Origin of the sequence: Kitasatospora setae KM-6054 (genome assembly GCF_000269985.1) — a bacterium.
GTDB classification, from domain to species: Bacteria; Actinomycetota; Actinomycetes; order Streptomycetales; family Streptomycetaceae; genus Kitasatospora; species Kitasatospora setae.
This window is the reverse complement of the sequence record NC_016109.1, coordinates 5271414-5285594: the sequence shown is the minus strand read 5'-3', so window position 1 is coordinate 5285594 and position 14181 is coordinate 5271414. Positions and strand designations below refer to the sequence as shown.

Below are 14181 nucleotides of genomic sequence, written 5' to 3'. Positions count from 1 at the left end.
CCTAGCGAGCCGCGCACCGAACCGAACGGCGGTTCGAGGCAACGGGCGTGACGCCGGTCACGCAGGCCGACCTGGGCGCGGGGCGGCCGGCGGGTGCGCCTAACCTGGAGGGTGCCTCGTCGACGAAGCCGAAAGAACCGAAGGATCTCCTCATGGCCCCAGAGTTCGCCTACCGCGACCTGCTCCCGCTCGGCACGGACACCACGCCGTACCGCAAGCTCACCTCCGAGGGGGTCTCGACCTTCGAGGCCGGCGGCCGCACCTTCCTGCGGGTCGAGCCGGAGGCGCTGCGGCTGCTGACCGCCGAGGCGATGCACGACATCTCGCACTACCTGCGCCCGGCGCACCTGGCGCAGCTGCGCCGGATCCTGGACGACCCGGAGGCCAGCCCGAACGACCGCTTCGTGGCGCTGGACCTGCTGAAGAACGTCAACATCTCGGCCGGCGGCATCCTGCCGATGTGCCAGGACACCGGCACCGCGATCGTGATGGGCAAGCGCGGCCAGAACGTGCTGACCGAGGGCGCGGACGAGTCGGCGATCGCCCGCGGCGTGTTCGACGCGTACACGAAGCTGAACCTGCGGTACTCCCAGATGGCCCCGGTGACCATGTGGGACGAGAAGAACACCGGCAACAACCTGCCGGCCCAGATCGAGCTGTACGCCACCGACGGGGACGCCTACAAGTTCCTGTTCATGGCGAAGGGCGGCGGCTCGGCCAACAAGTCGTACCTGTACCAGGAGACCAAGGCGATCCTCAACGAGGCGTCGATGCTCACCTTCCTGGAGCAGAAGATCCGTTCGCTGGGCACCGCGGCCTGTCCGCCGTACCACCTGGCGATCGTGGTCGGCGGCACCAGCGCCGAGTTCGCGCTGAAGACCGCGAAGTACGCCTCCGCGCACTACCTGGACAACCTGCCGACCGGCGGCGACGCGAAGACCGGGCACGGCTTCCGCGACCTGGAGCTGGAGCGGAAGGTCTTCGAGCTGACCCAGAAGATCGGCATCGGCGCGCAGTTCGGCGGCAAGTACTTCTGCCACGACGTGCGGGTGATCCGGCTGCCGCGGCACGGCGCCTCGCTGCCGGTCGCGATGGCGGTGTCCTGCTCGGCGGACCGCCAGGCGCTCGGCAAGATCACCGCCGAGGGCGTGTTCCTGGAGCAGCTGGAGACCGACCCGGCGAAGTACCTGCCGGAGACCACCGACGAGCACCTGAACGACGACGTGGTGCGGATCGACCTGAACCGGCCGATGGCCGAGGTGCGGGCCGAGCTGTCCAAGTACCCGGTGAAGACCCGGCTCTCGCTGACCGGCACGCTGGTGGTGGCCCGCGACATCGCGCACGCCAAGATCAAGGAGCGCCTCGACGCCGGCCAGGGCATGCCGCAGTACCTGAAGGACCACCCGGTGTACTACGCGGGCCCGGCGAAGACCCCCGAGGGCTACGCGTCCGGCTCGTTCGGCCCGACCACGGCCGGCCGGATGGACAGCTACGTCGACCAGTTCCAGGCGGCCGGCGGCTCGATGGTGATGCTGGCCAAGGGCAACCGCTCCAAGCAGGTCACCAAGGCGTGCAACGAGCACGGCGGCTTCTACCTGGGCTCGATCGGCGGCCCGGCGGCCCGGCTCGCCCAGGACTGCATCAAGAAGGTCGAGGTGCTGGAGTACCCGGAGCTCGGCATGGAGGCGGTCTGGCGGATCGAGGTGGAGGACTTCCCGGCGTTCATCGTGGTGGACGACAAGGGCAACGACTTCTTCGCCGAGGTCACCGACGGCCCGCTGATCACCAGCCTGCGGGTGCGCTCGGCGGAGTGACGCCGGCCGCGCGCCACAACGGGACGAGCCCCGGCCGGTGAGGGTCGGGGCTCGTTCTGGTCGCGCGGGCGGGGGCGGCGAGGGTCACGGGCAGTTGATGACGATGCCGAGCGGCTCGAAGTCGCCGTCGCCCTTCGGCGCGGCGGGCACCTCGGCGGGCACCTCGGCCGGCTGCTCGGCCAGCACCTGGAGGGCGGTCTCGACCGCGTTCGGGTCGGTGGCGCTGGCGGTGTGCTCGACCGGGGCCGGGGTCTGCCCGGCCTCGGGAACGGCGGTGGTGGTCTCGTCGGCCATGGGGCGGGCCGCCTTTCAACTGAGAGGGTTCCGATCGCCCGGGCGTCTGTCGCCGGGCGCGCGGACAGTATCGTAGGGACCGCTAAATGTCTTATAAACGTCGCACCGCGCATCCGCTTGGTGGACGTTTGCGCGCTTCCTCATAAGCTGTCGCCCCCACACGACCGGGGGCTGTGCGGGGAAGAGACGGTTCATCGGCCACAGGGGAGGACATGGAGCATCAGGACACGCGCTCCGCCGAGGCGTTGCGTTTCCAAGTGCTCGGGCCTGTCCAGGCTTGGCGCGGCGGCGTGCCGCTGGCGCTCGGCTCACCGCAGCAACAGGCCGTCCTGGTCGCCCTGTTGCTCAGCGAGGGCCGTCCGGTGACCACCGACGACCTGGTGGACGGCATCTGGGGGGACCGCACCCCGCCGCAGGCGGTCGCCGCGCTGCGCACCTACGTGTCCCGGCTGCGCTCGGTACTGGAGCCCAACCGGGCCGCCCGCAAGCCCTCCGAGGTCCTGGTCTCGATGACCGACGGCTACGCGCTGCGGATCCCGGCCGACGCCCTGGACTCGACGGTCTTCGAGCAGCGGGTCGCCGAGGCGTCCGCCGCCCGTACCGAGGGGGGGCTGCGCCCCGCCCACGACACCCTGGTCGCCGCGCTCGACCTGTGGCGCGGCCGCCCGCTGCCCGGCGTGCCCGGGCCGTACGCCGAGACCCAGCGCGGCCGGCTGGCCGAGCGGCAGCTCGCGGTGGCCGAGGAGCGCTGCGCGCTGGCCCTGGAGATCGGCCTGCACGCCGACGTGGTGGCCGAGTTGAACTCGCTGTCCAGCGCGTACCCGCTGCGCGAGCGGCTGCGCGAGCTGTTGATGCTGGCGCTGTACCGCAGCGGCCGGCAGGCCGAGTCGCTGGGCGTGTACGCGGACACCCGGAAGCTGCTGATCGACGAGCTGGGCGTGGAGCCGGGCGGCGGGCTGTCCGCGATGCACGCCCGGATCCTGGCCGGCGATCCGGACCTGCTGGCGCCCTCGGCCGCCCCGCCGAAGGCCGCCGAGGAACCGGCCCCGTTCGTGCCGCCCGCCCAACTCCCGGCCGACGTCTCGGACTTCAGCGGACGCGGCAAGATGGTCAACGAGCTCCGGGACGTCCTGAGGGCGGGTTCCGGCCAAGCCGTCGTGGTGACCTCGCTGGCCGGCATCGGCGGCGTCGGCAAGACCACCCTCGCGGTGCACGTCGCGCACTCGCTGCGGCCGGACTTCCCGGACGGGCAGCTGTACGTGGACCTGCGCGGCGCGGGCGCCTCCCCCGCCGACCCGGCCGTGGTGCTCGGCGACTTCCTGCACGCGCTCGGCAGCTCGGACGCCCCCGACTCGCTGGAGCAGCGCGCCGCGCTGTACCGCTCGCTGCTGGCCGACAAGCGGATGCTGATCCTGCTCGACAACGCCCGCGACGCCGGGCAGTTGCGGCCGCTGATCCCCGGCGTCTCCGGCAACGCGGTGATGGTCACCAGCCGCTCCCGGCTGGCCGAACTCCCCGGCGCGCACCTGGTCGACATCGAGGAGCTGACCCCGGACGAGGCGCTCGCGCTGTTCTCGGCGATCGTCGGCGCCGAACGGGTCGGCGCCGAGCCGGAGGCCGCGCTGCAGGTGGTCACCTCCTGCGGGTTCCTGCCGCTGGCGGTCCGGATCGCCGCCGCCCGGCTGGCCAGCCGGCCGCGCTGGAGCGTCTCCGACCTGGCCCGGCGGTTAGCGGACCAGCGCAACCGGCTCCAGGAGCTCCAGCTCGGCAACCTCGCCGTGGAGACCACCCTGGGGCTCGGTTACGCCCAGCTCCGGCCGGACGAGGCCCGGGCCTTCCGGCTGCTCGCCCTGGTCGACTCCCCCGACCTGCCGCTGTCGGCCGTCACCGCGCTGCTCGGCGTCCCCGAACCGGAGGCCGAGGAGCTGGCGGAGGCCCTGGTCGAGGCCAACATGCTGGAGTGCTTCACTCCCGGCCGGTACCGCTACCACGACCTGCTGCGCCTGTACGCGCAGCGGCAGAACGCCAAGCTGGGGGACGAGGAGCAGCAGCAGGCGGCGCTGCTCCGGCTGCTCGACCTGCTGGACGCCACCATGCAGAACGCGCTGCGGGTGATCGAACCGGACGACCTGTACATCGAGCCGCTGCACCGGGCCGACTCGCCGGGCCGGCCGTTCCCCGACAACGACGACGCCCGCGACTGGCTGCGCACCGAGATGTCCGTCCTGCTGAGCGCCGTCGAGGCGGCGGCCAACGCGCCGCTGCCGGTGCTGCGGCCGGCCCTGGACATCCTGCTGTGCCTGGTGTCGGTGATCGAGGAGCCGATCCTGGCGCCGCGGATCCGGACGATGCTCCGGGCGGCGGCGGCCAGTCCGGCGGCCCGGCAGGACCCGCTGGCGCTGGCCTGCGTGCACTCCGCGCTCGGGCAGATCCACCGGGTGGGCGGCGAACTCGCCGATGCCGAGTCGGAGTTGTCGCGGAGCCTGGAACTGCAGTCGACCGACCGCCCGATCCTCCGGCTGATCACGGCGAACGCCCTGGCGATCGTCCTGATCATGGCGGGCCGCCCGGCCGAGGCGCTGTCGCGCTACGAGCAGGCCCGCGAGGTCGTCTCGCACCTGGACGCGCCGGTCAGCGAGGCCCGGCTGCTGGGCAACATGGCCCGCTCGTACGTCGGGCTGGACCGGCACGCGGAGGCGGAGGAGTCGGCGCGGGCGGCGGTGGCGGCGGCCCGGGCGTCCGGGAACGTGCCGTGCCTGGCTGACACGCTCTACCAGTTGGGCGTGGTGCTGCGGGCGGCCGGTTCGCCGGGCGAGGCGGCGCTGCACCTGCGGGAGGCGTACGAGCTGTACCGGCAGCACCGGCACCCGATCTGGGAGGGCTACTCGCTGGCCCGGCTGGCGGCCTGCCTGCTGGCGGACGGCCAGTTCGCGGCGGCGGCGGAGGCGGGCGAGGAGTCGCTGTCGATCGCCCGGGAGATCGAGGCCGCGTACTGCCAGGGGATGGCGAACGCGGCGCTGGGCGAGGCGCTGCTGGAGCTGGGGCAGCCCTCGCGCGGGCTGGCGTGTCTCCGGGAGGCGCTCGCGGTGTTCACCCGGCTCGGTGTGCCCGAGGCCCAACCGGTGCAGGACCTCATCGCCTCTCGGCACACCGAGCCTTCCCCTCCCCCGATCGCGCCGTAGGCTTCCGCTCCCCCCGTGGTACCCCCCTGGTCCCCCCAGGCGGAAGCCTTTCCCCCCGGGGCGTCAGCGTCCCCGCAGCCCCCCGGCTGCGGGAACGCTTTGACGCTTCCCCGGCGCTGAGAAGACTTTGGCAGGTGGCGATTGACGTTCGATAAACGCCGGCGGCAGGCCCACGACAAGACCACCGCCGGGCCGTCGCGCGGCCGCCGCCGGCCGGGTGCCGGTGCAGGTCGCGGGCCTGGCGCGGGGCCGGTCCGGTCGCGCCATGCGGCGCGCGGCGCCCTGGCGCACTACCCTGGCGCACTACCCTGGCGGGCCCCGGTGTGCTTCCCCTGGCGGGCGATAAGCACCCAACGGCGCGCGAGTTGGCCGGAAACGGACTCCACCGTGCGGTGATCGCGTTTATTCTCGAAGGCCAGGGTCGGGCGTGCTGCGCGGGTCACCACGGGCCGGGCGGGACGGACGCGGGAGAGGTGCCCAGATCATCGTGACCAACGAACAGAGCGCGGCCGCCGACAACGCCGACCGGGCGTCCGCGGCGGGTGCGCGCCGGGCCGAACGGGCACGGCAGGCCGCCGTGTTCGACGCCATCGGGGGCCGCTACCAGGAAGTGTTTCCGGCCAGGGCCGGCCAGCTCGCCTCCGGCGACTGGCTGCTGGCCGAACTCCCGTCCGGCGCCCGGGTGCTGGACGTCGGCTGCGGGGCCGGCGACCCGACCGCCCGGCAACTCGCGGACGGCGGGCTGCGGGTGACCGGCGTCGACCTGTCGGAGGGCATGCTGGCGCAGGCCCGGGCCGCCGTCCCGGCCGCCGCCTTCCACCGGCTGGACGTCCTGGACCTCGGCCTGGAGAGCGCCGGAACCCTGTGGGGCGTACCGGAGTTGGGCCCCGAAGGAAACGGTTCGCTGGACGCCGCGACGGCCTTCTTCTCGCTGCTGATGCTGCCCCGCGCCGAGATCGCCGAGACCCTCGGCCGGGTCCGCGCGCTGCTCCGCCCGGGCGGCCTGCTGGCGCTGGGCATGGTCGAGGCCGACCTGGACGACGCGCCGCTGCCGTTCCTGGAGCAGGAGATCCGGGTCAGCGGCTACCTGCGCGAGGAGCTGGCCGCCCTGCTGGCCGACGGCGGTTTCGCGGTCGAGGCGGTGGACAGCCAGTCGTACGCGCCGGCCGGCTCCGCGCAGCCGCCGGAGACCCAGCTGTACCTGCGCTGTCGACGCACCGGCTGACGCGGCTCAGCCCCACGCCCCCGAGACCACATCTGCACAGATCGGGCAGCCCGTGCGCGACCACCTGGAACCCCTGGCGGGGCAGCCGCCCGCCGTTCCCGTCCAGCGGCACCCGCCGCCCGGCGAGGAGCGGCCGGACGAGCCGCCCTCCGGCGCGCCCGGGCGGCTCGCGGAGCGGCTGGCCGCGCTGGACCGGGCGACCCGGCTGATCAACAGCTCGCTGGACCTGACGGCCACCCTGCGCAACCTGGGCCGGGTGCTCGTCCCCGCGCTGGCGGACGCCCTGGTGGTGCTGGTCCGCGACCCGCTGCCGGACGTCGAGCGCGACCCCGGGCCGCCCGCGGCGCTGCGGGTGCTGCACACCTGCGGGACGAGGCTGGGCCGCCGCGCCGGGGCCCGGCCGGTGCCGCCCGGCGGGGCGGTGGAGCGCGCGCTGGCGGCCCGTCCGCCGGGCGGGGCGGCGGCGCTGGACGCCCGGCGCGGCGGCCTGGCCGCCGAACTGCTGGGCGCGCGGGCGCTGGGCCGGCTGCCCGCCGGGGCGGCCCTGCTGGCGCTCCCGCTGCACGGGCGGCAGGCGGCGCTCGGCATGCTGCTGCTGGTCCGCCGCCCGTGGCCGGACGGCGCCCCGGCGGGCTTCGACCCGGCCGAGGCGGCGACCGCCGCGCACCTGGCCACCCACGGCGGCCTGGCGGTGGACACCGCGCTGCGCTACACCCGCGAGTGGGAGATCGCCGACGAGCTGCAGCGCTCGATGCTGCCCGCGCACCTGCCGCAGCCGCACGGCGTCCGGCTGGCGCACCGCTACCTGCCGGGCGAGCGGGGCGCACAGGTCGGCGGCGACTGGTACGACTCGATCCCGCTGCCCGGCAACCGGGTCGCGCTGATCACCGGCGACGTGATGGGCCACTCGCTGACCTCGGCCGCCGTGATGGGCCAGCTGCGCACCTCGGCGCAGACCCTGGCGGGCCTCGACCTGCCGCCGCAGGAGGTGCTGTACCACCTCGACGAGCAGGCCCAGCGGCTGGGCCGCGAACACCACTTGGCGACCTGCGTGTACGCGGTGTACGACCCGATCGCGGGCCGGGTGCGGATCGCCAACGCCGGGCACGTGCCGCCGGTGCTGATCGCCCCGGACGGCACCAGCGAGCTGCTCGACCTGCCGCCGGGCGCGCCGATCGGCGTCGGCGGCGTGGACTTCTCCTCGGTGGAGCTGCCCGCGCCGCCCGGTTCGGCGCTGCTGCTGTTCACCGACGGCCTGGTCGAGACCCGGCGCCGCCCGCTGGGCACCGGCCTGGAGCTGCTGCGGGCCCGGCTGGCGGGCGGCCACCGGCTCACCCCCGAGCAGCTGTGCCAGGAGGCGCTGCGGATCCTGCCGGCGGGCGACCGGGCGGACGACATCGCGCTGCTGGCGGCCGCGTTCGACGGCATCCCGGCCGAGGACGTGGCGCACTGGCACCTGCAGCCCCGGCACGAGACGCCGGGCCGGGCGCGCCGGCTGGCCGGGCACGCGCTGCGCCGCTGGGGGCTCGAACACCTGGCGGAGAACTGCGAGTTGATGGTCAGCGAGCTGGTCACCAACGCGATCCAGCACGCCACCCGGCCGGTGACGCTGCGGCTGGTGCGGACGTCGCTGCTGCGCTGCGAGGTCGGCGACGACTCCCCGGCCCTGCCGCGCAGCCGCCGGGCCGGGCCGGAGGAGGAGCGCGGGCGCGGGCTGCAGATAGTCTCCCGGTGCGCGGACCGCTGGGGGGCGACCCGGCTGGGCGCGGGCAAGGTGGTCTGGTTCGAGCAGCGGCTGGAGCGGGGCTGATCAGCCGCCGAACCCCCCTGGCCGGGACACCAGTTGTTCGAGCGCCGCGAGCACCTCGGGGCCGAGCACGGCGTGTGCCAGCGGGCGGCTGCGGCGCAGCGCGAGGACGGTGCGCAGCACGTCGGCGTGGTGGATCTCGCGCAGCGCGGCGGCGTACTCGGCGGCCTCGGCCGGGGTGCCGGCGGCCCGGTGGGCCAGCAGCAGGGCCTTGACCACGGCGAACATCATCCGGCGGCCGCGGACGAGTTCGGGCCGCTCGTTGAGGCCGAACACCTCGATGGTGGCCTCGCCGCGGACGGTCAGCGGGTCGTACGCGCCGGAGTCCAGGTAGAGCCGCAGGTGGTCGGCCGGGTCCTCGCGGCAGGGGTCGACCAGCAGGCCGTCGCCGGTGGCGGGGTCGCGCGGGAAGAGGTCGCGCTTGCGGTTGCTGTTGCAGTGCGCGCAGGCCAGCAGGTGGTTCTGCCAGTCGAAGGTGCGCAGCGGGGCCTGGGCGATCGGTTCGAAGTGGTCGATGTCGGTGCCGAGGTTGTCGCCGCAGTACATGCAGCGTTCCAGGCCGGGCGCCATCTGCCGGAGCATCAGCCGGAGTTGGGCCTTGGGGCGGACGGCGCGGCGCCAGGCGGCGCGCCCGGTGGCGGTGTCGGGCCCGTCGGCGCGTATCCGGTCGGTGGCGCGGGCGAGTTCGGCGGCCAGCCGGGCCTGGAGCGGCGGCCGCTGGAGCGGGATCACCCGTCCCTGCCGAGCAGCCGGGCGGTGACCTCGTCGATCCGGGCGGTCAGCGAGCTGTTGAGCCTGGCGCCGAGTTCGCGGTACGCGGCGAGCTCGGCGTCGGTGGCCTGCCCGGCGTACATCTTGCGCTCCAGCCGGACCAGCATCCGGCGTTCGGCCTCGGCGGCGGGCGAGTAGGCGCTGGGCAGGGCGAAGAGTTCGGAGAGCGCGGTGTCCTCACCGCTGCCGTAGAGCACCCGCTGCCGGATCTCCTCGTCCAGCCGGTAGGGGGCGCGGTCCTCGTCGGGGCCGGGCAGCCGGACCAGGGCGCCGGGGTCGGCGGCCTGGCAGACGTACGGGCTGTGGGTGGCGACCAGGAACTGGGTGTGCGGGAAGCGCGCGGTCAGCCAGGGGCCGAGCCGCTGCTGCCAGCGCGGGTGCAGGTGCCGGTCGACGTCGTCGAGCAGGACCGGGCCGGGGGTCTCGGGGGCGGCCGCGAGCCAGCTGACCAGGCGGGCCAACGCGGCGGTGCCGTCGCCGAGTTCGTCCAGCGGGAGGTCGGTGCCGGCGCGGGCGACGTGCTGGCGCTCCGGGTCGCTGACCCGCCAGCCGGCCGGCAGCACCTCGGCGAGCAGGTCGGCGTCCAGCGGGACACGGCGGCCCTCGGCGGGCAGCGGGTAGCGGGCCCGGGCGGGGCCGGGCGGGTCGCCGACCCGCCAGCGCGGCGCGGGGTCGGCGCGCACCCAGCCGCGGGCGCCCCAGCGGGCGGGCGGGCCGGAGGGCAGGGCGCCGAGCGCCATCGCGAGGGCGCGCAGCAGGGTGGTCTTGCCGCTGCCGTTCGGGCCGGCGAAGACCGTCCAGCCCGGGCCGGGCGGGATCGCCAGGTCGACCTCGCGCGCGCCGTCGAAGCACTTCACCCCGGAGACCCTGATCCGCGACACGTACACCGGCACCACCCCCTCGGACGGGTTTATGCCCGTGTCCCGGCCGCCGCACGCCCGACCGGCGGGTGAAGGTGACGCGGCGTCAACTCGGCCGGGCGGTGGCGGGGTCACCCGTTCCGGTGGGGCCCTTCGGCACGGCGGGCGGCGCGGCGGGCGGCGCGGCGAGCCGGACCGGCAGGCCGCGCAGGGCCTCGCGGAGGGCGGCCGCGAACCGGCCGTACTCGCCGGTGCGGGCGGAGCCGGGGCGGTGGGCGAGGCCGATCCGGCGGCCGGGGGCGGGCTGGGCGAACCGGACGGCGGCGAGCCGGTCGGTGCGGCCGGTCTCGACGTCGAGCGCGGTGGCGGGCAGCAGGGTACAGCCGAGGCCGCCGGCCACCAGCTGCACCAGGGTGGCGAGTCCGGCGGCCCGGGTGCTGCCGCCGGCCTGCTCGGCGCCGGCCTCGCGGCAGATCTCCAGGGCCTGGTCGCGCAGGCAGTGGCCTTCCTCCAGCAGCAGGACGTCCAGGTCGAGCAGGACGTCGCGGGGGACGTCGACCCGGCCGGAGAGCTCGTGCTCGGGCGGCACCACCAGCACGAAGTCCTCGTCGAACAGCGGGATCTCGGCCACCGGCAGCGGCCCGCCGGCGGGCAGCGCGAGCAGCAGCAGGTCGAGCCGCCCGTCGGCGAGGCCGTTCAGCAGCGAGGGGGTGCGCTCCTCGTGGACGTGCAGTTCGAGGTCGGGGTAGGTGCCGCGGACCAGCCGCAGCACGGTGGGCAGCAGGTACGGTGCGACGGTCGGGATCACTCCGAGGTGCAGCGGCCCGGTGAACGGGCGGCGGGCGGCCTCGGCCTCCTCGGTGAGCGCGTGCAGCGCGGACAGCACCCGGCGGGAGTGCCCGGCGATCCGCTCCCCGAGCGGGGTGATCACGACCTTGCGGGTGGTCCGCTCGACCAGCTGCGCGCCGAGCGACTCCTCCAGCGCGGCGACCGCCCCGGAGAGCGCGGACTGGCTGGTGCCGATCGCGGCCGCGGCGTCCCGGAAGTGCCGGTGCTCGGCGACGGCGGCGAAGGCCCGCAGCTGGGAGACGGTGGGGGTGCGGGGCGTGCTGGGCTTCACGGTGGTGCTTCCTGCCGGTGCGGGTGCGCTGGCCCCAGTCTGCCGCACTGATCGGACTTGCCTATCGCGGGCCGCGGCAGAACCGATTTCACTGATCAGTAACCATGTGCAAGGCTGGGAAATGTCCGCAATCCGGACATCCCTCGTCCCACACCCTGGAGATGCGACGTGCTGACGATCGGCGACAAGTTCCCCGAGTACGAACTCAACGCCTGCGTGGACCTCGACGCCGCGAGCGCGTTCGCCGAGATCAACCACAAGTCCTACGAGGGCAAGTGGCGCGTGGTGTTCTTCTGGCCGATGGACTTCACCTTCGTCTGCCCGACCGAGATCGCCGCGTTCGGCAAGCTGAACGAGGAGTTCGCCGACCGCGACGCCCAGATCCTCGGCGTCTCCGGCGACTCCGAGTACGTCCACCACGCCTGGCGCAAGGACCACAAGGACCTGCGCGACCTGCCCTTCCCGATGCTCGCCGACGTCAAGCACGACCTGATGCGGGCCTGCGGCGTCGAGGGCGCGGACGGCACCGCCCAGCGCGCGGTCTTCATCGTCGACCCGAACAACGAGATCCAGTTCGTCATGGTGACCGCCGGCTCCGTCGGCCGGAACCCCAAGGAGGTGCTGCGGGTCCTCGACGCCCTGCAGACCGACGAGCTGTGCCCGTGCAACTGGACCAAGGGCGAGGACACCCTCGACGCCCAGTCCCTGCTGGCCGGCTGACCCCGATGGCGCTCGACGAACTCAAGGCCGCCCTGCCGGACTACGCCAAGGACCTCAAGCTCAACCTCGGCTCGGTGATCGGCAACTCCGACCTGCCCGAGCAGCAGCTCTGGGGCACCGTCCTGGCCTGCGCGATGGCCACCCGCTCGGCGAGCGTGCTGCGCGAGCTGGAGCCCGAGGCCAGGGCCAACCTGAAGCCCGAGGCCTACGAGGCCGCCAAGGGCGCGGCGGCGGTCATGGCGATGAACAACGTCTACTACCGGACGCTGCACCTGCTCTCCGACAAGGAGTACGGGACGATGCGGGCCGGCCTGCGGATGAACATCATCGGCAACCCGGGCGTCGACAAGGTCGACTTCGAGCTGTGGTCCTTCGCCGTCTCGGCGATCAACGGCTGCGGCCAGTGCCTCGACTCGCACGAGGGCGTGCTGCGCAAGGCGGGCGTCGACCGCGAGGTCATCCAGGCCGCGATCAAGATCGCGGCGACCGTCCAGGCCGTCGCCGCGGTGCTGGACGCGGAGGCGCAGCTGCCCCGCTGAGGGCGGCGGCGGCAGGCACGGTGACGGGTCCGCCCGGGAGAGATCGGTTCTCTCCCGGGCGGACCCGTCGCCGTACGCCGGGCCGCTACTGCTTGCGGGCGGCCTCGATGGCCTGGAAGACCTGCTGGCCGGCCGCGTTGCGCTGGCGGAGGTGGCCGGTGACGGTGTTGGTGACGGCGATCAGCGGGACGGCGACGATCGCGCCGGGGATGCCGCCGAGGATGGAGCCGGCGGCGACGCCGAGGACCACGGCCAGCGGGTGGACCCGGACGGCGCGGCCGAGGATGAGCGGCTGCAGGATGTGGCCCTCCAACTGCTGGACGCCGACCAGGATCGCGAGGGCGATCAGCGCCTTGCCGAGGCCGACCGTGACCAGCGCGATCAGCACCGCGATGGTGCCGGTGACGAGCGCGCCGACCAGCGGCACGAACGCGCCCAGGAAGATGATCACGGCGAGCGGCATCGCCATCGGCACGCCGAGCACGCCGAGCCCGATCCCGATGCAGAGCGCGTCGATGAAGGCGACGACGACGGTGCCGCGGACGTACGCGGTGAGGGTGGCCCACGCCTTGGGGCCGGCGCCGGCCATCGCGTAGCGGGAGTGCCGGGGCAGGCCGCGCAGCACCCAGCTCCAGATCCGGGCGCCGTCGTAGAGCAGGAAGAACGTGGTGAACGCGGTGAGCACCACGCCGGTGAGCAGTTCGACGGCGATGGTGACGCCGGTGAAGCCGGCCGAGGTGAGCTGCTCGGAGTTCTTGCCGATGGCGGTGGTGATCTGGTTGGTGAAGTTGTTGATCTGGTCGGGCGTCAGGTGGAACGGGCCGTTGAGCAGCCAGCCGCGCAGCTTCAGGACACCGGCCTGCACCTGGGTGGTGACCGAGTCGAGGTTGCTGGAGACCTGCCAGAACACGAACCAGCCGACCAGGGCGATGCTGGCCAGGCCGGCCAGGAAGGTCATCGCGGCGGCCAGCGAGCGGGGGACGCCGTGCCGGCGCAGCCAGGAGACGGTGGGTTCGAGCAGCGCGGAGATGAGCAGCGCGGCGACGGCGGCGAAGGCGACCAGCTTGAGGGTGTCGACGACCCGGAGCACCACGTAGAGGGCGACGCCGAGCAGCAGCAGCCGCCAGGTCGACTCGGCGGCGACCCGCAGCGTCCAGGGGACGGCGTCCACCGGGTTGGCGGGCCGGCCCAACGGGGCGAGGGGCGGCTGCTGTTCGTCGGCCTGCGGGGCGCGCGGGGCGGGGACGGTGTCGTCGGCGCGCACGGCCCCTCCTTCCGGTGGTGCGGGCGGGGCGGCCCGGTCCTCGGCCGGTCCGGCGGTGTGTCCGGCGAGTTGGCGGGCGGTCTGCTCGGCGGTGAGCAGGGCGGCCCGTTCGGCGGCGAGTTCGACGGCCTGTTCGGTGGCGAGGGCGTGCGCCTCGGCGGAGATGGCCGCCCGGCGGCGGCGTTCGGCCGCCGCGAACAGTCCGGCGGCGACCGCGCCCACCTTGGCGAGGCCGCGCCAGCGGCTGCCGCCCGTCTCTTCCGTCACTTCCCGGTCTCCCCCGCTGTCGGTCCGCTGTCGGCCGCGGGTCGCGCGGCCGTCGGTGAGGAACGCTACCCGCCGCCGGGGGACCGGGTCTCGGGGGTGTCCGGGCCGCCCGGGAACGGATTCCGGCAAATCGCCTGCTACCGGGAGGTTTTGCCCGGCGGGGTCGGGGAAGGGGTGTGAGCGGGACGGACCTTCCGCCGGCGGACCGGCCGGGAGCGGAGACAACCAGGACCCGCTCCGTTCCCCCGCGTCCGCACCGAGCCGCCGCCGCCCGCGGCGCACTGGTCAGCGCCGCCGGGGCGGGGCGGCCCGCCCCCG

Annotated in this window: 11 protein-coding genes; 6 read left to right on the top strand and 5 right to left on the bottom strand. The window is 74.5% G+C overall.

Translation table 11 applies throughout. From position 1 onward, the window contains the following. Nucleotides 1-152: 152 nt before the first annotated feature. The gene (locus KSE_RS23590; RefSeq protein WP_014137859.1) at nt 153-1814 is read left to right on the top strand and encodes a fumarate hydratase; all 1662 of its coding nucleotides are present in this window, start codon (nt 153-155) and stop codon (nt 1812-1814) included. Nucleotides 1815-1898: 84 nt separating this feature from the next. Here the strand turns inward: KSE_RS23590 and KSE_RS42980 are convergent, their stop codons facing one another. Next, entirely contained in the window at nt 1899-2108 is a 210-nt protein-coding gene (locus tag KSE_RS42980) for a hypothetical protein (protein WP_014137858.1), read from the bottom strand. A gap of 212 nt (nt 2109-2320) precedes the next feature. Here KSE_RS42980 and KSE_RS23580 point away from each other — a divergent pair, with 212 nt between their 5' ends. The 3 genes from KSE_RS23580 (at nt 2321) to KSE_RS23570 (ending at nt 8325) form a co-directional block, all read left to right on the top strand. Further along, nucleotides 2321-5290 carry an AfsR/SARP family transcriptional regulator gene (locus KSE_RS23580; protein ID WP_014137857.1) on the top strand — a complete coding sequence of 990 codons (2970 nt, stop codon included), beginning with the start codon at nt 2321-2323 and terminating at the stop codon, nt 5288-5290. A 487-nt stretch (nt 5291-5777) separates the two neighbouring features. Further along, nucleotides 5778-6515 carry a class I SAM-dependent methyltransferase gene (locus KSE_RS23575; protein WP_014137856.1) on the top strand — a complete coding sequence of 246 codons (738 nt, stop codon included), beginning with the start codon at nt 5778-5780 and terminating at the stop codon, nt 6513-6515. Between the two features lie 52 nt (nt 6516-6567). Then, nucleotides 6568-8325, top strand: a complete 1758-nt coding sequence (locus KSE_RS23570; RefSeq protein WP_014137855.1) for an ATP-binding SpoIIE family protein phosphatase — start codon at nt 6568-6570, stop codon at nt 8323-8325. On the opposite strand, the gene KSE_RS23565 is transcribed toward KSE_RS23570, so the two are convergent. From KSE_RS23565 to KSE_RS23555, 3 genes are all read right to left on the bottom strand, one after another. Continuing rightward, complete coding sequence (locus tag KSE_RS23565; RefSeq protein WP_014137854.1) at nt 8326-9054, bottom strand: HNH endonuclease; 729 nt, start codon at nt 9052-9054, stop codon at nt 8326-8328. Then, complete coding sequence (locus KSE_RS23560) at nt 9051-9974, bottom strand: AAA family ATPase (RefSeq protein ID WP_231873216.1); 924 nt, start codon at nt 9972-9974, stop codon at nt 9051-9053. The genes KSE_RS23565 and KSE_RS23560 overlap by 4 nt, the downstream gene beginning before the upstream one ends. 85 nt (nt 9975-10059) lie before the next feature. Next, nucleotides 10060-11073 carry a LysR substrate-binding domain-containing protein gene (locus KSE_RS23555; RefSeq protein ID WP_014137852.1) on the bottom strand — a complete coding sequence of 338 codons (1014 nt, stop codon included), beginning with the start codon at nt 11071-11073 and terminating at the stop codon, nt 10060-10062. 168 nt (nt 11074-11241) lie between these two features. On the opposite strand from KSE_RS23555, the gene KSE_RS23550 reads away from it, so the two are divergent. Continuing rightward, nucleotides 11242-11793, top strand: coding sequence for a peroxiredoxin (locus KSE_RS23550; protein ID WP_014137851.1), 552 nt, complete (start codon nt 11242-11244; stop codon nt 11791-11793). 5 nt (nt 11794-11798) lie between these two features. Next, nucleotides 11799-12332 carry an alkyl hydroperoxide reductase gene (locus KSE_RS23545; RefSeq protein ID WP_014137850.1) on the top strand — a complete coding sequence of 178 codons (534 nt, stop codon included), beginning with the start codon at nt 11799-11801 and terminating at the stop codon, nt 12330-12332. A gap of 85 nt (nt 12333-12417) precedes the next feature. Here KSE_RS23545 and KSE_RS23540 read toward each other — a convergent pair whose 3' ends face one another. Next, nucleotides 12418-13863, bottom strand: coding sequence for an AI-2E family transporter (locus KSE_RS23540; protein WP_014137849.1), 1446 nt, complete (start codon nt 13861-13863; stop codon nt 12418-12420). Nucleotides 13864-14181 lie beyond the last annotated feature (318 nt).

Coding starts and splice junctions, on each gene's coding strand:
- KSE_RS23590 (WP_014137859.1), top strand. CDS start 153: ATGGCCCCAGAGTTCGCCTACCGCGACCTGCTCCCGCTCGGCACGGAC.
- KSE_RS42980 (WP_014137858.1), bottom strand. CDS start 2,108: ATGGCCGACGAGACCACCACCGCCGTTCCCGAGGCCGGGCAGACCCCG.
- KSE_RS23580 (WP_014137857.1), top strand. CDS start 2,321: ATGGAGCATCAGGACACGCGCTCCGCCGAGGCGTTGCGTTTCCAAGTG.
- KSE_RS23545 (WP_014137850.1), top strand. CDS start 11,799: ATGGCGCTCGACGAACTCAAGGCCGCCCTGCCGGACTACGCCAAGGAC.